The sequence below is a fragment of the Amycolatopsis echigonensis genome (assembly GCF_002846615.1).
GTDB classification, from domain to species: domain Bacteria; phylum Actinomycetota; class Actinomycetes; order Mycobacteriales; family Pseudonocardiaceae; genus Amycolatopsis; species Amycolatopsis echigonensis.
Window position 1 is genome coordinate 399,066 of the sequence record NZ_PJMY01000002.1, and the last position, 16,934, is coordinate 415,999.

General features: G+C 69.0%; 16 protein-coding genes. 5 read left to right on the top strand and 11 right to left on the bottom strand.

Going from position 1 to position 16,934, the window contains the following annotated elements:
* The first annotated feature begins 5 nt into the window (after positions 1-5).
* On the top strand, positions 6-1,238 hold the full coding sequence (locus tag ATK30_RS03505) for a serine hydrolase domain-containing protein (protein ID WP_101434285.1): 1,233 nt from the start codon (positions 6-8) through the stop codon (positions 1,236-1,238).
* On the opposite strand, the gene ATK30_RS03510 is transcribed toward ATK30_RS03505, so the two are convergent.
* From ATK30_RS03510 to ATK30_RS03525, 4 genes are read right to left on the bottom strand one after another with little or no spacing between them, the layout of a single operon-like run.
* Positions 1,239-2,237 (bottom strand): TIGR03842 family LLM class F420-dependent oxidoreductase, encoded by a 999-nt coding sequence (locus ATK30_RS03510; RefSeq protein WP_101434286.1) that lies wholly within the window; start codon positions 2,235-2,237, stop codon positions 1,239-1,241.
* Positions 2,238-2,247: 10 nt separating this feature from the next.
* Entirely contained in the window at positions 2,248-3,630 is a 1,383-nt protein-coding gene (gene hydA, locus ATK30_RS03515; RefSeq protein WP_101434287.1) for a dihydropyrimidinase, read from the bottom strand.
* Positions 3,630-4,472, bottom strand: coding sequence for a nitrilase-related carbon-nitrogen hydrolase (locus ATK30_RS03520; RefSeq protein ID WP_101434288.1), 843 nt, complete (start codon positions 4,470-4,472; stop codon positions 3,630-3,632). Before ATK30_RS03520 ends, hydA begins: the two co-directional genes overlap by 1 nt.
* Positions 4,465-5,961: an NCS1 family nucleobase:cation symporter-1 gene (locus ATK30_RS03525; protein ID WP_416332585.1), complete on the bottom strand. Its 1,497-nt coding sequence runs from the start codon at positions 5,959-5,961 to the stop codon at positions 4,465-4,467. The genes ATK30_RS03520 and ATK30_RS03525 overlap by 8 nt, the downstream gene beginning before the upstream one ends.
* Positions 5,962-6,211: 250 nt before the next feature.
* Here ATK30_RS03525 and ATK30_RS03530 point away from each other — a divergent pair, with 250 nt between their 5' ends.
* The 3 genes from ATK30_RS03530 (at position 6,212) to ATK30_RS03540 (ending at position 9,804) form a co-directional block, all read left to right on the top strand.
* On the top strand, positions 6,212-6,883 hold the full coding sequence (locus tag ATK30_RS03530) for a response regulator transcription factor (RefSeq protein ID WP_037714914.1): 672 nt from the start codon (positions 6,212-6,214) through the stop codon (positions 6,881-6,883).
* Positions 6,880-7,947 (top strand): HAMP domain-containing sensor histidine kinase, encoded by a 1,068-nt coding sequence (locus ATK30_RS03535; RefSeq protein ID WP_101434290.1) that lies wholly within the window; start codon positions 6,880-6,882, stop codon positions 7,945-7,947. Before ATK30_RS03530 ends, ATK30_RS03535 begins: the two co-directional genes overlap by 4 nt.
* 363 nt (positions 7,948-8,310) lie before the next feature.
* On the top strand, positions 8,311-9,804 hold the full coding sequence (locus ATK30_RS03540) for a DUF4153 domain-containing protein (protein ID WP_101434291.1): 1,494 nt from the start codon (positions 8,311-8,313) through the stop codon (positions 9,802-9,804).
* A 256-nt stretch (positions 9,805-10,060) separates the two neighbouring features.
* On the opposite strand, the gene ATK30_RS03545 is transcribed toward ATK30_RS03540, so the two are convergent.
* Entirely contained in the window at positions 10,061-10,432 is a 372-nt protein-coding gene (locus ATK30_RS03545) for an SSI family serine proteinase inhibitor (RefSeq protein ID WP_101434292.1), read from the bottom strand.
* Between the two features lie 28 nt (positions 10,433-10,460).
* A complete protein-coding gene (locus ATK30_RS03550) occupies positions 10,461-12,107 on the bottom strand; it encodes a PucR family transcriptional regulator (protein WP_101434293.1) in 1,647 nt (548 codons plus the stop codon).
* Positions 12,108-12,237: 130 nt separating this feature from the next.
* On the opposite strand from ATK30_RS03550, the gene ATK30_RS03555 reads away from it, so the two are divergent.
* Positions 12,238-13,731 carry a CoA-acylating methylmalonate-semialdehyde dehydrogenase gene (locus ATK30_RS03555; RefSeq protein WP_101434294.1) on the top strand — a complete coding sequence of 498 codons (1,494 nt, stop codon included), beginning with the start codon at positions 12,238-12,240 and terminating at the stop codon, positions 13,729-13,731.
* 7 nt (positions 13,732-13,738) lie between these two features.
* On the opposite strand, the gene ATK30_RS03560 is transcribed toward ATK30_RS03555, so the two are convergent.
* The 5 genes from ATK30_RS03560 to ATK30_RS03580 are packed head-to-tail and all read right to left on the bottom strand — an operon-like array spanning position 13,739 to position 16,893.
* A complete protein-coding gene (locus tag ATK30_RS03560) occupies positions 13,739-14,251 on the bottom strand; it encodes a hypothetical protein (protein ID WP_101434295.1) in 513 nt (170 codons plus the stop codon).
* Positions 14,248-14,826 (bottom strand): hypothetical protein, encoded by a 579-nt coding sequence (locus ATK30_RS03565; protein ID WP_101434296.1) that lies wholly within the window; start codon positions 14,824-14,826, stop codon positions 14,248-14,250. The genes ATK30_RS03560 and ATK30_RS03565 overlap by 4 nt, the downstream gene beginning before the upstream one ends.
* Entirely contained in the window at positions 14,823-16,055 is a 1,233-nt protein-coding gene (locus tag ATK30_RS03570; protein WP_101434297.1) for a PPE domain-containing protein, read from the bottom strand. The genes ATK30_RS03565 and ATK30_RS03570 overlap by 4 nt, the downstream gene beginning before the upstream one ends.
* A complete protein-coding gene (locus ATK30_RS03575; protein ID WP_101434298.1) occupies positions 16,052-16,375 on the bottom strand; it encodes a type VII secretion target in 324 nt (107 codons plus the stop codon). The genes ATK30_RS03570 and ATK30_RS03575 overlap by 4 nt, the downstream gene beginning before the upstream one ends.
* The gene (locus ATK30_RS03580) at positions 16,375-16,893 is read right to left on the bottom strand and encodes a YbaB/EbfC family nucleoid-associated protein (protein ID WP_101434299.1); all 519 of its coding nucleotides are present in this window, start codon (positions 16,891-16,893) and stop codon (positions 16,375-16,377) included. The genes ATK30_RS03575 and ATK30_RS03580 overlap by 1 nt, the downstream gene beginning before the upstream one ends.
* Between the last annotated feature and the right edge of the window lie 41 nt (positions 16,894-16,934).

The window sequence follows — 16,934 nt, forward strand, 5'->3', positions numbered from 1 at the left end:
CCGCCATGGCGACCGAGGTGAAGGTGGAGGCCGATCCGGCCGACGCGGGTTTCGACGGGGCACGGCTGCGGCGGATCGACCGGCATTTCGCCCGCTACGTCGAGGACGGTCTGCTGCCGGGCTTCCTCGCGGTGGTGAGCAGGCACGGCCGGATCGTGCACGTCGCGTCGCACGGCGCGCGGGACGTCGAGGCCGGCGCCCCGGTCGAGACCGACACGATCTGGCGGATGTACTCGATGACGAAGCCGATCACCTCGGTGGCGGCGATGACGTTCGTCGAGGAAGGCCTGATCGACCTCACCGACCCGATCTCGCGATGGCTGCCGGAGTTCGCCGAGCCGCGGGTGTACGTGAAGGGGTCGGCGCTGGCTCCGGTCACCGAGCCGGCGACCGAGCCGATCCGGTTGTGGCACCTGCTTTCGCACACCGCGGGCCTGACCTACGGCTTCCACCACACGCATCCGGTCGACGCGATCTACCGCGCCGGCGGGTACGAGTGGGGCACGCCGCCGGGGCTGGACCTGGCCGAGTGCACCAAGGCGTGGGCGCAGTTCCCGCTCGTGTTCCAGCCGGGTGCGGAGTGGAACTACTCGGTGGCCACCGACGTCCTCGGCCGGCTGGTCGAGGTGCTCGCGGGGAAGCCGCTCGACGAGGTGTTCGCCGAGCGGATCTTCGGTCCGCTGGGCATGGCCGACACCGGGTTCTGGACCTCGGACACCGACCGGTTGGCGGCGCTGTACCTGCCCGCTCCACGGACGAAAAAGCTCGTTCGCAACGACGCCTTCGGTGCGACGGGCACGTCGCGTCCAGCATGCCTTTCGGGCGGCGGCGGCCTGGTCTCCACGGCGGCGGACTACCACCGGTTGACGCAGATGCTGCTGCGCCGCGGAGAGCTCGACGGCGTGCGGGTGCTGAGCCCGCGCACGGTGGACCTGATGACGGCCAACCACCTGCCGGGCCATGTGGACCTGGAGGCGTACGGCCGCCCGCTGTTCGCGGAGATGCCTTTCGACGGGTACGGATTCGGGCTGGGCTTCTCGGTCCTGATCGACTCGGTGAAGGCGAAAACCCTGTCCACGCCCGGCGAATACGCGTGGGGCGGGGCCGCGTCGACGGCGTTCTGGGTGGATCCGGACGAGGACTTGACGGTGGCGTTCTACACGCAGCTGCTGCCGTCGTCGACCCATCCGATCCGGCAGCAGCTGCGGCAGTTGGTGTATCAGGCGATGGTGGACTGATCAGGCGGTCAGCTTCGGAATCACCTGCGACCCGTACGCGGCCATCGTCTCCTCCCGCTCGTCGTGCATCAGGTACAGCGCGAACTGGTCCACGCCGAGTTCCGTCAATTCCTCCAGCCGCGCGATGTGCGCTTGCGCCGGGCCGAGGAGGCAGAACCGGTCGACGATCTCGTCCGGGACGAACGCGGTCGACGGGTTCCCGGCGCGGCCGTGGTGGGAGTAGTCGTAGCCTTCGCGCTCGCGGATGTAGTCGGTCAGCTCGTGCGGCACCGGGCCGGACGAGCCGTACCGGGACACCAGGTCCGCGACGTGATTGCCCACCATTCCGCCGAACCATCTCAGCTGTTCCCGTTGGTGCGCCAGGTCTTCGCCGACGTACGCCGGGGCCGCGACGCAGATCGTGATCCCGCCCGGATCGCGGCCCGCGGCGCGCGCGGCGTCCCGGACCGCGCTGATCGTCCAGCGGGCGATCGCCGGGTCGGCGCATTGCAGGATGAAGCCGTCCGCGTGTTCGCCGACGGTCTGCAGCGCCTTCGGGCCGTACCCGGCCATCCACATTTCCAGCCGCCCGCCGCGGATCCAGGGGATGCGGACCGCGGTGTCGTTCATCGTGACCTCGCGGCCCTCGGCGAGATCCTTGACCACGCGCATGCATTCGCGCACCGTGGCCAAAGTGGACGGCGGACGGCCGACCACCCGGTGCGCGGAGTCGCCGCGGCCGATGCCGCACACCGTGCGGTTGCCGAACATGTCGTTGAGCGTCGCGAAGGTCGACGCCATCACCGACCAGTCCCGTGTGCCTGGGCTGGTCACCATCGGCCCCACGACCAGCGCGGACGTCGCTTCGAGGATCCGCGAGTAGATCACGAACGGTTCCTGCCACAGCACGCACGAGTCGAACGTCCAGCCGTACCGGAACCCGGCGTCCTCGGCGGCCTTCATCATCCGCACGACCTCCGCCGCCGGCGGGTCGGTCTGCAGCACGATCCCGAAATCCATCCGACCGCCCTCAATTCAAGTACTGATTGAGCTCGCGAGAAAGGAACTTGCCGTGCCCCGGACGGCCGTGGAATCCGTCCGGCGACACCACGACGCGACCGCGCGACAGGACAGTGTGGACCCTTCCGGTGAGCGAAAACCCTTCGTACGCCGAGTAATCCACGTTCATGTGGTGCGTTTCCGCGGAAAGCGTCTGCTGCGCCGAAGGGTCGTACACTACGATGTCCGCGTCCGAGCCCGCCGCGATGACCCCCTTGCGCGGGTACAGCCCGAACATCCGCGCGGGCGTCGCCGAGCACGTCTCGACCCAGCGGCCCAGTGAGATCTCGCCCGCGACAACGCCCTGGTGCAGCAGGTCCATCCGGTGCTCGACGCCCGGCATTCCGTTGGGGATCGCCCGGAAGTCGCCGCGTCCCAGCTCTTTCTGGTCCTTGAAGCAGAACGGGCAATGGTCGGTCGAAACGACGGACAGATCGTTCGTACGGAGGCCGCGCCACAGGTCCGCCTGGTGCGATTTCTCTCGCAACGGCGGCGAAGCCACGAACTTGGCCCCCTCGAAATCCGGCTTGGCCAGGTCCTCAATGGACAGATAGAGATACTGCGGGCAGGTCTCGGCGAACACGTTCTGCCCGTTGTCCCGCGCCTCGGCGACCGCGGCGAGCGCCTGGGAAGCCGACAGGTGCACGATGTACAGCGGTGACCCGGTCACCTGGGCGAGCCGGATGGCCCGCGAGGTCGCCTCGCCTTCCAGTTCGGGCGGGCGGGTGAGGCCGTGCTGCACCGGGTCGGTGTGTCCGGCGGCGACCGCCTGCGCGGCCAGTTCGTCGATCGCGATGCCGTTTTCCGCGTGCATCATGATCGTCGCGCCGATCTCGCGCGCCTGCTGCATGGCGCGCAGGATTTCCCCGTCGGTGGAATAGAAAACGCCCGGGTAGGCCATGAACATCTTGAAACTGCCGACGCCGCCGTCGACGCACGCCCGCATTTCCTTGAGCGTGGAGTCGTTGACGTCCGACATGATCATGTGGAACCCGTAGTCGATCGCGCAGTTGCCGTCCGCTTTGGAATGCCACTTGTCCAGGGTGGACAACAGCGAGGTTCCTTTGGCCTGCACGGCGAAGTCGATGATCGTCGTCGTTCCGCCCCACGCGGCCGCGATGGTGCCGGTCTCGAAGGTATCGACGGAATGCGTGCCGCCGAACGGCATCTCCATGTGCGTGTGCGCGTCGATTCCGCCGGGCAGCACGTACTTGCCGGTCGCGTCGATCGTTTCGTCGCCGGCCAGCGTGCCGGGTGCGCCGACTGCCGCGATGGTTTCGCCGTCCACCAGCACGTCGGCGGTGACCGCGCCGGACGGCGAAACGACTTGCCCGCCTTGGATAAGGGTGGTCATCAGGCCTCCGCGAGCGGGCCGTAGGTGTCCGGGCGACGGTCGCGGTAGAACTGCCACAGGTCGCGGACCTCGGCGAGTTTGCCCATGTCGAGATCGCGGACCACGATCTCCTCCTCGGTGTCCGAGGCCGCCTCGCCGACGAGCTGCCCGCGCGGGTCCACAAAGTACGATTGGCCGTAGAAGTCGTTGTCGCCCAACGGTTCCACGCCGACCCGGTTGATCGTGCCCACGTAGTACTCGTTCGCCACCGCGGCCGCTGGCTGCTCCAGCCGCCACAGGTACTCCGACAGTCCGCGGCTCGTCGCCGAAGGGTTGAACACGATCTGTGCTCCGGCCAGCCCAAGCGCGCGCCAGCCTTCGGGGAAGTGCCGTTCGTAGCAGATGTACACGCCGATCCGGCCGACCGCGGTGTCGAAGACCGGATAGCCGAGGTTGCCCGGCTTGAAGTAGAACTTCTCCCAGAACCCCTTCACCTGCGGAATGTGGTTCTTGCGGTGCATTCCGAGGTATTTCCCGTCGGCGTCGATCACCGCCGCGGTGTTGTAGTAGACGCCCGGCTGTTCCTGTTCGTACATCGGCACCACGAGCACCACGCCGTGCCGTTCGGCGACCTCCTGCATGAGTTTCGTGGTGGGGCCGTCCGGGATCGCCTCGGTGTAGGAATAGAAGTCCGCGTCCTGCACCTGGCAGAAATAGGGGCCGTAGAACAGTTCCTGCAGGCACACCACCTGCGCGCCCTGCGAAGCCGCCTTGCCGATGGCGTCGACCGCGTTCGCGATCATCGATTCCTTGTCGCCTGTCCACCGCTGCTGGATCAAGCCGGCTCGGACCGTGTCAGACACTGGTTTCCTCCTCGTTCCGGTGCGCGTTCAGGGGAAGGTTGAGCAGGACATAGGCGACGAAGGCGCCGACAAAGCCCATTACCCAGTTGTAGTCGTACAAAGGCTTCAGGACGGGAATCAGCCCGTCCGCCGGGAACGGCCCGCCATAGGCGCCGCCGACCGCGAGCACCGCGCCGATCAGGGTCGCGACGAGCGCGCGCCAGTGCCAGCCCGCGGTGAACCAGTACTCGCCGCTCGGCAGGTAGAGCTCGGCCAGCTTCAGCCGGGTCCGTTTCACCGCCCAGTACCCGGCGACGAGCACCCCGGCGACCGCGCCGAGCAGCCCGCCGTAGAAGCCGAGCCAGGCGAAAATGTAGATGCTCGGGTCGGAGTAGAGCCGCCACGGCTGGATCAGGACGCCGATTACGCCGGTGATCAGCCCGCCGAGCGCGAAGGTGATCCGCTTCGGGAAGGCGTTGGAGAAATCGTAGGACGGGCTGACGACGTTCGCCGCCAGGTTGGCCGAGATCGTCGCCAGCACCAGCGCGATCAGCGCGACGACCACCACGACCGGGCTGGAGAACTTGTCCGCCAGCTGCGCCGGGTCCCAGATGTCCTGCCCGTAGAGCACGTGCCCGCCGGACGTGGTGAGGATGGCGACGATCGCGATGAACGTCATCGTCGTCGGCAGCCCGAGGATCTGCCCGCGCATCTGCTTGCGCTGGCTGCCGCCGAAGCGGGTGAAGTCCGGCATGTTCAGCGACAGCGTCGACCAGAAGGCGATCATCGCCATCAGCGACGGCGCGAAGACCTTCCAGAAGCCCGGCCCCCAGCCGAGTTTCCCGTTGTCGTGCAGGATCGGGCCGAATCCGCCCGCCTTCACCAGCACGTAGCCGAGCAGGATCAGGAACCCGACCGACACCAGCGGCGCGGTCCAGTTCTCGAACTTGCGGACGGCTTCCATGCCGCGCCAGATGATCAGCATCTGGACCACCCAGAACACCGCGAACGACAGCCACAGCGTCCAGTGCTGCCCGCCGATCACCGCCGAATCGCGCCAGCCGGACCCGGCGAGCCGCCCGACGATCACGTAGATCGCCTCGCCGCCCACCCAGGTCTGGATGCCGAACCACCCGCACGCGATGAACGCGCGCAGCAGCGCGGCGAGGTTCGCGCCGCGCAGGCCGTAGAACGCGCGGGCGAACACCGGGAACGGGATGCCGTATTTGGTGCCGGCGTGGCTGTTGAGCAGCATCGGCGCGAGCACGATCAGGTTGCCGATGGTGATCGTGATCAGCGCTTGCAGCCAGTTCATGCCGAGCGCGATCAGCGACGCGGCCAGTGCGTACGACGGGATGTTGTGCGCCATGCCCATCCACAGCGCGAAATAGTTGTAAGTCGTCCAGGTCCGCTTCTCGACCGGGACCGGGGCCAGTTCGTCGTTGAAGAACCGGCTGCCTCGCAGCGCCCGCACGTCGCCGAGATCCACCCGGCTGTGCTCACGTGTCATCGGCTCCATTGCGGAATCCTGCGCGCCGGGCGGGGGCCGGGGGCAGAGACAGTCTGTTCACTGTTGCGGTGCCCTCGGCGCAGTCTGTCGATTGCGCCGAACCGCGCCGGAGTGCATGACCTGCGTCACAACCTGGTCGTCATCCCGGGGCAAAACGGCCGAAACATCTCCACCGGATCTCCACATCTCACCCGGATGGCCTCCACGGCGATTGCTTAAAGTCGGCGGCATGGACAACGGGGGAAGACGGGTGCTGGTCGTCGAGGACGACCTCACCATCGCCGCGTCGATCGACGCCCGGCTGAGCGCGGAAGGGTTCTCCGTGACGGTCGCGCACGACGGGCCCGCGGCGGTCGAGGCGGAGGCGGCGACCAGTCCCGACCTGGTGGTTCTCGACGTGATGCTGCCCGGTTTCGACGGCCTCGAGGTCTGTCGCCGCATCCAGGCGCGACGGCCGGTGCCGGTGCTGATGCTCACCGCCCGCGCCGACGAGACCGATCTGCTGGTGGGCCTCGGCGTCGGCGCGGACGACTACCTCACGAAGCCGTTCTCGATGCGGGTCCTGTCCGCGCGAATCCAGGCGTTGCTGCGCCGGGTGGAACGTTCGTCGGCCGCGGCGGAAGAGCGGATCGTGCTGGGGGACCTGGAGATCGACATCGCGGAACGGCGGGTTCGCCGAGGAGGCGAACCCGCCCAGCTGACGCCGATCGAATTCGACCTCCTGGTGCATTTCGCGCGCCGGCCGCGCGCGGTGCAGCCGCGGGAACGGCTGCTCAGCGAGGTGTGGGACTGGGACGTGCAGGCGACCGGAGCCGGCACCCGGGCGGTGGACAGCCACATCAAGGCGTTGCGGCGGAAGCTCGGGGCCGACTTGATCCGGACTGTGCACGGGGTCGGGTACGCGCTGGAGGTGCCCGCGTGAAGCCGTTTTTCGCGAAGGCGGTTGATTTTCTGCCGAGACCGCTGGACGGGATCCGGTCGATCAAGCTGAAACTGGCGATTCTGATGGTCGCGTCCGGCGGGATCGCGTTCGCGTTCTTCCGGGTCCAGATCGGCTGGCTGCCGCCGCGGACGACGGTGACCGCGGTGGCGATCGCGTTGCTGACGTCGCAGGTTCTGGCGCACGGCATGACCCGGCCGCTGCGCGAGATGACGGCCGCCGCGCGGGCGATGGCGAAAGGCGACTACACCCGCCGGATCCGCGCGACCGCCCGCGACGAGGTCGGCTCGCTGGCCGCGGCGTTCAACCAGATGGCCGCCGACCTGTCCACCGCGGACCGCCAGCGCCGGGAGCTGATCGCGAACGTCTCGCACGAACTGCGCACGCCGATCACCGCGCTGAACGCCGTACTGGAGAACCTGGTGGACGGCGTCGCCTCGCCGGACCCCGCGACGCTCCGCACGGCTTTGCACCAGACCGAACGCCTGGGCCGGCTGGTCACCGAACTGCTGGACCTGTCGCAGATCGACGCCGGGACTCTGCCGCTGGACCGAACGCCGGTTGACCTGGAAGACCTGCTCGCCGAGGTCGCCTCCGAAGCGGAAGCAATGGCCGCCGCGGCCGGTCGAGGGGTCCGGTTCGCGGTGTCGGTGTCCCCGCCGGGCGCGACGGTGCCCGCTGACCGCGAGCGGCTGTACCAGGTCGTGCTGAATCTGCTGGAGAACGCCGCCCGGCACGGCCCGGCCGGGGGAGAAGTGGCGGTGCTGGCGCGGATCGAGGCCGGAGAAGCGCGGATCGAGGTGCACGACCAGGGGCCGGGCATCCCGGAACCCGACCGGGACCGGGTGTTCGAACGCTTCACCCGAGGAGAACGCGCCGGAGGCGGCGGGACCGGACTGGGGCTGGCGATCGCGCGATGGGTGGTGGAACTGCACGGCGGAACGATCGCGGTGGTCGACCCGGAGCCGGTCGCAGCAGTGCCCGGCGGTCCCGCGACTGGCGGCGGCGGGCCGGGGTGCCGGATCCGGGTGACACTGCCTGCTTGACGGTGGGCTTGGGCGCGCCGGATGAGGCTGGTGGGGGTTGCCGGGGGTTGCCGGGGGTTGGTGGCGGTGGCTGTTTGACGGCTTCGGGCCCGGCGGTCGTTGATTTGGGTGCCGCGTAGACGGCGGCCGATTCCGGGGACGCCGTCTACGCGAGGGCCTGTTGCCTCGCCGGGAGGCGGCGGCTTGGTCCCGGGGAAGGGTGCCTACGGAAGTCCGTGAGGGGAACCCTGACGGAATCTGATTCCCTGAGGGCTCCCCTCACGGACCTCCGCCGCTGCGCCCGGCGGGCCGCTTCTGAGAAATCGTGAAGTCCCTCCGAGGCCACTTCAGGCACACATATTTGCTATCGCGAAGAGAGGGTTCATGTCCGAGCAGGCACAGAATCACCCCGCCCATGCCGTTCCGCCCTGGCTGGTGCGGGTCGTCCGGCAGCCGGGGCCGAGGCCGTTGTTCGAAAGGGCCGAGGCCGCGGTGCCCGGCGGCGCGAAACTGGTCGCGCTGGCGGTCGCGGTCGCCGGGGCGGTCGTCGTGCCGGTGGACCGGCCCGGGATCGGCTGGGTCCTGGCCCTGCTGATCGCGGCCGGAGTGCTCCTGGCGTGCGCGAAACTGCGCGGCAGGCAAGAACGGACGGCCAAGGCGAGACGCTGGCGGCAGGCCGCGTGGGCGTTGATGGCGATCGCCCTGCTCGCGGTCGGAGCCCTGCGAGCGGCCGAGTGGTTGTTCGCGTTGTGCGCGGCGGGAGCGGCAGCCACGGCATCGCTCGCCGTCGTCGGCAAGCGGACTGTGCACGGCACGACGTACGACGTTCTCGCCGTGCCGCTCGAAGCGTTCCGCGCGGTGCCGTGGCTGCTCCGCCGCAGGCCACGCCCCGGCGGGCAACGCGGACGGGTTCTCGGGGCGGTGCTGCTGTCCGGGCTGGTCCTGGTGGTCTTCTTGCCGTTGCTGATCAGCGCGGATCCTCGCTTCGCGCAGTTCGTCGGCGACCTTGTCCCGGAGGTGCGTCCGGGTTCGGTCGTCCAAGCCGCGCTGGTGTTCGTCGTGGCCTTCGCCGCGATGGCAGCCGTCTTCCTGATCTCCACGGAACCCTTGCCGGAACGGGAAAACCGGAGAACCACGCTCGGCGACCGGCTGTCGTGGACGTCCTCGCTGGGCACCTTGGCGGTGGTGTTCACCGCCTACGTCGGAGTGCAAGCGACTGCACTTTTCGGCGGCACGGACTACGTCCTCCGCACCGACGGCCTCACCTCGGCGGACTACGCGCGCGGCGGTTTCTGGCAGCTCTGCGTCTGCACAGTGCTAACCCTCGGCATCGTCGCCGCGGCGCTGCGCTGGGCGCCGAAAGCCACCCGCGCCGACCGGACGGTCCTGCGCGCGCTGCTCGGTGCGCTGACCGTGCTAAGCCTGGTCGTGGTGCTGTCCGCTTTGAGTCGCATGTGGACCTACCAGCAGGCGTACGGATTCACGGTGCTGCGCTTGCTTGTGGAGGTGTGCGAGATCTGGCTGGGCGTGGTGTTCGTCCTGATCGGAGCGACGCTGGGCACCCTCCGCCCCGGCTGGCTGCCCCGCGCGGCGATCGCCGCCGCCGCACTGGCGTTGCTGGGACTGGCCGCGGCGAATCCGGAGGCGGCGATCGCGGACGCCAACCTGGACCGGGCGGCGCAGGGCAAGCCGCTCGACGTCCGCTACCTGAGCCGGTTCTCCGCCGACGTGGCGCCGGTCGTGGCAAGCCGCCGCCCCGACGCGGCTTGCCTGTTGCGCCCGCTCGCCCATTCCCTGCCCGACGACGCTTGGCCAGCCTGGAACTGGAGCCGTTCCCGGGCCCGGGAGATCATCCGGTCGGGGCCGCCGTGCGTGTGACGGGTTCCGGTCCGGGCGCGGTCAGCCAAGGGTGCTTCGGCCTCCGGAGATGGGTCTCGGGGCCACCGTGCAGTGATGATGCACCTGGCTGCGGCGTCGGGAGTCAGCTCCGTGGCACCGAACGGGCTTTCCTGGTCGATGCCCACGTCCGCGTCGACGGAGAACCGGCGAGCGTCCGCGGCCCGCTCCCACCGGAATGTTCGCCGCGGCAAGCGATTCCAGGGCTGCCGGAACCGCTTCCCGCGTCCGCCCGACGTTAAAGCGCGAACACTCCGTTCGACTGGCTGTCCGCCGCGCACTTGTTCGGGTACGTCGCCCGGTACGTCACCGGCGTGCCCCGCCAGCTGCCCAGTGCCGTGACGTCCACCGGCGAGTAGATCATCGTGCACTTCTGCCGACGCGGGGAGATGCGGGAGAAATCGCCGTTGACCGCTTCGAGGGTCGCGCAGGCGGCGTCGCGGTGGCGGTGCGTGCCGCCGGTGGGTTCGCAGGTCAGGGACGCGCTCGTGACGCGCCCGGAAGTCTCGTGCATGGTCAGCTGCAGCATCGAATCCGGGACGTGCGGTGCGGCCAGGCCGCCGAAACCGATCAAGGCAGCTGCGACCGGAGCGAAGGAAGAGAACACCATACGAGGGATATCGGCGCCGCGGACCCGATCACTGTGCTCCTCGTCCGGGTGGGTTTTCCTCGCTCGGACGGGTGGCGGTGCCGAGGTCGTGCGCCAGCAATGCCACGTACAGCGACAACATCGACTCCGGATCTTCCAGTCGCACTCCCAGCACCTGTTCGATGCGGGCGAGTTGCTGGTAGTACGCGGTCCGCGAGGTGTGGGCGGCGACGGCCGCGGCGGACTTGTTGCCGCCGTGCGCGCAGTAGTGCCGCAGCGCGGAGACGAGACGACTGCCGGAAGCAGCGTCGCGTTCGAGGAGCGGGCCTAGTTCTCGCGCGGCGAAGGCGTGGACGCGCTCGTCGTCGGCGAGAAGGTGCAGCAGGCCGCGTAGCCGAACATCCTTGAGACGGTGCAACGGTTGGTCGTCGTCCTCATCGAGGGCGGCGGCAGCGACGTGTGCGGCTTCGACCAAGGTGCGTTGTGCCTCAGCAGGTCCCGTGACAGTCGTGCCTACGCCGATGGCGGCTGGTGCGGACGCGCGCGCGTCGTGGATGTCAGTGGCAAGGCGCTGGAGCACGGCGTCAGCGTTGGCGTCCGGCGAGAGGGCGAGAAGCGCGCGTACGGCGGTCTCGTCCGTCGACACCAGCGCGGAAACCTTCGCGCGACGCGTCGCGAGAGCAGTCGCTTCGGCCAGTTCGCGCAACAGTGGCGGCGTCGACAGCGTCGGTCGCGTAGTCGCGGTAATGCGCGGCCTCACCGCGAGACCGACCAACTGCCGACCGGTCAACGGCACAGCTAGCGCAGAAGAGCGCGCGAGGATTTCGGCTGTCGGCGCGGGAGAATTCAGCAACTCGGTCAAGACCGCGCGGTGTGCTTGTCGTTCGAGGGTGTCGGAGTCGCGCGTCACGAGACGGTGCACCGCGAGCGCGGACGCTGCTCGTTCGGCGACCACCTGATACCGATGCGGTGGCGGTTCGGCGCACACCAGCACCAGCCGTCCCCAGTCGTGGCCGCGCGCGCCGACGACGGTGACGAGCCAGCCCGCCGCCGAGTGGTATCCGGTGCGCTCGCCGACCTGCACCACTCGCGACCGCGCCGGCCAGCCGATCAGCAGTTCGCCCGGATCGGTGCCCGCAGTGTCGTAGGCGAGGACTTCGTGTTCCAGGGTTTCCAGCACGACCGGCTGTTCGGTCAACCGCGCCACCTCGGCGAGCACCGCCGCGGGCTCGGCACCGGCGACGGTCAGCGACGTAAACGTCTCGTGCACCCGCTCCGCCGCCCGAAGCTCGGCGAGCTGCGCGTCCACGATCATTCCGTTCACTGCCTCGGTCACCGCGACATAGCGCGTCTCGCGGGACAGCGTCACGAGCGGCAATCCGCGCTGCTCAGCCGCCGTCACGAGAGCGTGCGGCAGCCGGTCGTTCCAGTGCCGCACGAGCTCGACCACCAGGCCCGCGACGCCGACGTCGGCGAGATCGGCGACGTACCGGGTCAGCGTCGCGTCGTCGTCCGGGAGCGCGACACCGGTGGTGAGCACGAGTTCTCCGCCGCGCAGCAGGTGCGCGATGTCGGCGACCTCGGCCGCGTGCGCCCAGCGGACTCGCCGTTCGAGCCCGGTGCTGCCCGCGACCACGCGCGGACAGCCCTGGCGCAGCACCGGCAACGCGAGCGCCTCGGCGACGGTCGGGTACATCGGTCCCCCTTGCTGGCCGGCCAGGCACAGACTGTACGGCGGAGAGGGGTAGTCCGTACACGTTGTCGATGGCGGACCCGGGTGCCGCGCCCGGAGACTCGGGGGCACCCGACCGGAAGGAGCGGACGTCGTGACCGACCGCATCAGCCATTGGATCGACGGCAAGCCGGTCGTCGGCTCCGGACGCACCGGCGACGTGTACGACCCGGCTACCGGCCAGGTCAGCGCGCAGGTGGACTTCGCGGGACCGGCCGAGGTGGACCAAGCCGTGGCCGCCGCGACCGCCGCGCTGCCGGGCTGGCGGGGCACGTCGCTCGCCGGACGCACGCGCGTGCTGTTCGCCTTCCGCGAGCTGCTTCAGGCACGCAAACACGAGCTGGCGAAGATCGTGACGAGCGAGCACGGCAAGGTCGAATCGGATGCTGCGGGCGAAGTCGCGCGCGCGATCGAAAACGTCGAATACGCCTGCGGCGCGGCGCAAATGCTGAAGGGCGGCTTCAGCGAGAACGCTTCCACGGGCGTCGACGTCTACTCGATCGCGCAGCCGCTCGGCGTGGTCGGCGTGATCTCGCCGTTCAATTTCCCCGCGATGGTGCCGCTCTGGTTCGTGCCGAACGCGTTGGCGTGCGGCAACACCGTCGTGCTCAAGCCAAGCGAGAAGGACCCGTCCGCGGCGCTGTTCATCGCCGAACTGCTCGCCGAAGCGGGCTTGCCGTCAGGTGTGTTCAACGTGCTGCAGGGCGACAAAGTCGCGGTCGACGGCCTTCTCGCGCACCCGGACGTCAAGGCGATCTCCTTCGTCGGCTCGACCCCGATCGCCCGCTACGTCTACGAAACCGGCACCAGCAACGGCAAGCGCGTGCAGGCGCTCGGCGGGGCGAAAAACCACATGGTCGTGCTGCCGGACGCTGACCTCGACCTGGCCGCCGACGCCGCCGTCTCGGCCGGTTTCGGATCGGCGGGGGAGCGGTGCATGGCGGTTTCGGTGGTGGTCGCCGTGGAGCCGATCGCGGACGAACTGGTGGCCAAAATCGTTGAGCGGATGCGGAAACTGCGCGTCGGAGACGGACGCAAGCCGTCGTCCGAGATGGGACCGCTGGTCACCAGGGCGCACCACGAGCGAGTTTCGTCCTATGTGGACGCCGGAGTGGCCGAAGGCGCGGAACTGGTGATGGACGGCCGGGGCGTGGAAGCAGACGGCGCGAACGACGGTTTCTGGCTCGGCCCCACTCTTTTCGACCGGGTCACTCCCAGTATGTCGGTCTACACCGACGAAATCTTCGGCCCCGTGCTGTCCGTCACGCGAACGACGACCTTCGACGACGCGCTCGCGCTCATCAACGCCAACCCGTACGGCAACGGCACCGCGATCTTCACCGGCGACGGACGGGCGGCGCGCCGCTTCCAGAACGAGGTCGAGGTCGGCATGGTCGGCGTCAACGTGCCGATCCCGGTCCCGGTCGGCTACTACTCGTTCGGCGGCTGGAAGGATTCGCTGTTCGGCGACACGCACGCGTACGGGCCGGAGGGGTTCCACTTCTTCACGCGGACGAAGGTGGTCACTTCGCGCTGGCCGGACACCTCGCACGCGGGGGTGAACTTGGGGTTCCCGAAGAACTCCTGAACCGGATTCACCACACGCCGTTCTCGCCGACGATGCTCGCCACCGAGCCGCTGTTCCCCAGCAGGCACACCGCGAGCACCCGCTCGGCAGCCAGCCGTTCGCCCCGGGCCGCATTGAGCTCATGGGTGCGGCCGCCCACACGGAGCTGCCATTTCTCGACCGTGCCCGGGCCGCGCGGCGTGTGCTTGAACCCGACCGGGTAGTCGTCGGTGATCGGGCCGGTGCCGAAATCGTGCGCCGGCCCGGGGACGACCGTCAGCGGTGCCCCGCAGTCAGCGAGCTCGCGTCGTCCGAACCGGATCGCCAGCGCGACGACGACGGCGGCGGACGCCACCGCCCACAACGCGGACGCGCTGAAGCCGGACTTGACGACCGCGACGACCGCGATCGCCACTGCGATCGCAACGAAGACCCAGACCGCCCAAAAGAACCAGCCGAGGACCGCTCCGCGCTGGCTCCGGTGCAGTCTCCCGGCGAGATTGGCGGCGGCGACCTCGCCGGGATCAGCCTTCGCGCTCATGCCGCGATCACGTTGACCAGGATTTTGCTGCGCGGGACGAAGACCGCGCCGTTGGCCCGACCGCCGAGCACCCGGCTCTTCAGGTCGGGGTCGAGCCGATAGCTCTTGCCGTTCACGACGAGGTAGGTGAAGGGGATCCGTTCCGTGATCTCGTACAGGTACATCGGGGGCAGGACGCCGGACGGCCGGTGCTGCACATGGCCGAAATCGTGCGTCAAGCCCGTCACCACGTCGACCTTGCCCCCGCGCCAGTCCGCCAGCCGCCGCCCGATCGCCCGCCCGGGATACACCGCGATGACCAGGAAGACCAGTGACATCACGTACAGGGGCGCGTTCTTCGACCAGTAGGACACCAGCGGCTTGCCGAAGTAGGCGTTGAGATTGTTGGTGGCCTGGATCATGGCGGGGCTGATGCCGAACCAGATCGGGGTCAGGACCGCCAGCGCGACGAGAACGAGCAGCACCAGGACGAGCGTCCAGAAATTGCCGTCCAGCACCACTCGCCGCTGGGACGGATGCAGTTTGCCTTCGCGGTTGGCCTGGTCTGCGGCTGCTTGCACAGCTTCCTGGGTCACTCGCCGGAGCCGCCCTTCGCCTCCTTGGCCTCGCGTTCCTTCTTGGCGGCTTCGGACGCTTCGGAGTATCGGTCGTATTGTTCGTTCTCCTGCCGTCGGGTCTCGGCGCCGACGCCGACCGTGTCGGCGGGGCTCCACTTCGGCACGCCGCCCTCCGCTTCTTTCCAGCCCTTCGGGCTGAGCACGCTGCGGCCGTCCTCCGAGTAGGTCTCTCCCCACTCGTTGACCCGGTCCTTCCACTTCTCGTTCAGCGGTGCCTGCACCTTGTCCTTGGCCGCTTCCTTCCAGCGGTCGGCCTTGACCTCGGCGGACTCGGCCTTGCCCGCGGCCTTCAGCTCTCCGGCCTTCTTCTCCAGGTTGATGCCGACGTCGACGCTCTTGTCGGTGATCTTGCCCGCCGACTTGCCGACCTTGCGCAGCGCGTTCGCGGCCTGCTCGATCGCCGCCTTCGACTTGCCCGCGCTCTCCGCGAGCTTGTCCAGCTTCTCCACGACCTTCGCGATCCGGGTGCCGATCTTCTCCGCCAGGATCCCGCCGTCGACGATGGTGTCGGCGATGAACGCGGCTACCGTGCCGCCGAGAGTGCACCACGACGAAGCGAGCGCGGCGAGGCCCTTGATGATCAGCTCGCCGACGAACGACGAGATCATGTCGCGGATCAGCCCGCGTTCGGTGCCGACCAGGGCACCGGCGACGTTCATCGCGGTGGACGCGCCGTTGGCCTGCCCGGCCGCGTTGCGGAGCTTGTCCACGTAGTCTTTCGCCCGGCCCTGGTAGGCCTGGCCGCCTTGGCCTTGGAAGTTCGGCGCCACCTTGCCCGCGGCCTGCTCGTACTTGTCCGCGCTATCGGCGAGCTGCTTCGCGACGTTCGACCAGGTCACGGCCTTGGCGGTGACCGCTTCCGGATTGCCGGCGAGCTGGTCGAGTCCCTCCTTGAGGAAGCTGATGTGCTCGATCAGCCAGCCGACGCCCGCGCTGGCCAAGCTGCCGAGCGGGTCCATCGCCACACCGAGCAGGTCGAGCGCGTCGGTCACCCCGTCGACGGCGAGGTTGCCCCAGTCGCCGTGCCGGAGGTCGGTCTGCGTCGCGGAGAGATCGTTGACGATGCCCGCACCGGAGGTCTGGGCGTTGAGGTTGTCCAGTTCGTTCGAGGACGACCCCATGTTCGTGCTGAAGCCGCTCGGCGATTCCGACTTGGCGACCAGCGGGTTTTCCTGCGTCTCGGTCATTCCGGCAGCTCCTTGCCGAGGCCGTTGATGTGGCCGACAGTCTGTTGCTCGTGCCTGTCGTAGTGATCGTGCGCCTGTTGCAGCAGGTTCGCGATCTCGTCGCCTTCGCCCGCCAGGTCCGTCACGAACGAGGTCGCCACGGACATCCAGATCTGCAGCGGCATCGCGAACACCTGGCCGACGATGCCGAACGCGTCGTCGCCGAACGACTGGCCGGACTCGGTGGCCTGCGCCGCGGTGTGCACGCCGGCCGCGATGTCCTCGACCTCGCCCTTGTGCGCGCGCAGCGCCGGCAGGTCGACCTTCGATCCGTCTGCCATCAGTTCCTCCCCAGGAACGAGCCGCCGCCGTAGTAGTCGTCGTCATCTGTCGGGTCCGGCGCCGGGCGGGCGGGGCGTGCGGGCCGGGACGGCGGAGCGGGCGGGGCCGCGGGCCGGGACGGCGGAGCGGAATCGTCCTGGGCGTCGAAGAATTGCGGCTGCGACGGCGCCGGCGGGGCCGTTTCCTCCGGAATCTCCGGCTCCGGGATCTGCTCTTCGAGGAATTTCATCGCGTCGCTGTTCTCGCCGATCACCGGTGCCATGATCGCGGTCAGCTGCTGCGCGGCCTGGGCTTGGGCGCGCCGGGCGGTGGCCAGCACGGCGGCCGCGAGGGCGGCTCGGGGCATCTCGTCCGCGCGGGAGCCGAACTGGAGTTCCTGCAGCGCACCGGCGGTGTTGACGGTCGCGGTGACCGCGCCGTCCGGGCTCGTCGCGGTCGCCGACACGTGCTTCAGCCGTTCCTGGGCCTCCGCGGCCCGCTGCCGGATTTCGGCGATTTCGGGAGAAAGTGCGTTCATGTCGGCCGCTGCTTTCGGATCGAGTTCTGCATAGTCGTTCC

Bases quoted from the DNA above. Each gene is read 5' to 3' on its own strand.
- ATK30_RS03505 (WP_101434285.1), top strand. From the start codon at position 6: ATGGCGACCGAGGTGAAGGTGGAGGCCGATCCGGCCGACGCGGGTTTC.
- ATK30_RS03510 (WP_101434286.1), bottom strand. From the start codon at position 2,237: ATGGATTTCGGGATCGTGCTGCAGACCGACCCGCCGGCGGCGGAGGTC.
- hydA (WP_101434287.1), bottom strand. From the start codon at position 3,630: ATGACCACCCTTATCCAAGGCGGGCAAGTCGTTTCGCCGTCCGGCGCG.
- ATK30_RS03525 (WP_416332585.1), bottom strand. From the start codon at position 5,961: ATGACACGTGAGCACAGCCGGGTGGATCTCGGCGACGTGCGGGCGCTG.
- ATK30_RS03540 (WP_101434291.1), top strand. From the start codon at position 8,311: ATGTCCGAGCAGGCACAGAATCACCCCGCCCATGCCGTTCCGCCCTGG.
- ATK30_RS03545 (WP_101434292.1), bottom strand. From the start codon at position 10,432: ATGGTGTTCTCTTCCTTCGCTCCGGTCGCAGCTGCCTTGATCGGTTTC.
- ATK30_RS03550 (WP_101434293.1), bottom strand. From the start codon at position 12,107: ATGTACCCGACCGTCGCCGAGGCGCTCGCGTTGCCGGTGCTGCGCCAG.
- ATK30_RS03560 (WP_101434295.1), bottom strand. From the start codon at position 14,251: ATGAGCGCGAAGGCTGATCCCGGCGAGGTCGCCGCCGCCAATCTCGCC.
- ATK30_RS03570 (WP_101434297.1), bottom strand. From the start codon at position 16,055: ATGACCGAGACGCAGGAAAACCCGCTGGTCGCCAAGTCGGAATCGCCG.
- ATK30_RS03575 (WP_101434298.1), bottom strand. From the start codon at position 16,375: ATGGCAGACGGATCGAAGGTCGACCTGCCGGCGCTGCGCGCGCACAAG.
- ATK30_RS03580 (WP_101434299.1), bottom strand. From the start codon at position 16,893: ATGAACGCACTTTCTCCCGAAATCGCCGAAATCCGGCAGCGGGCCGCG.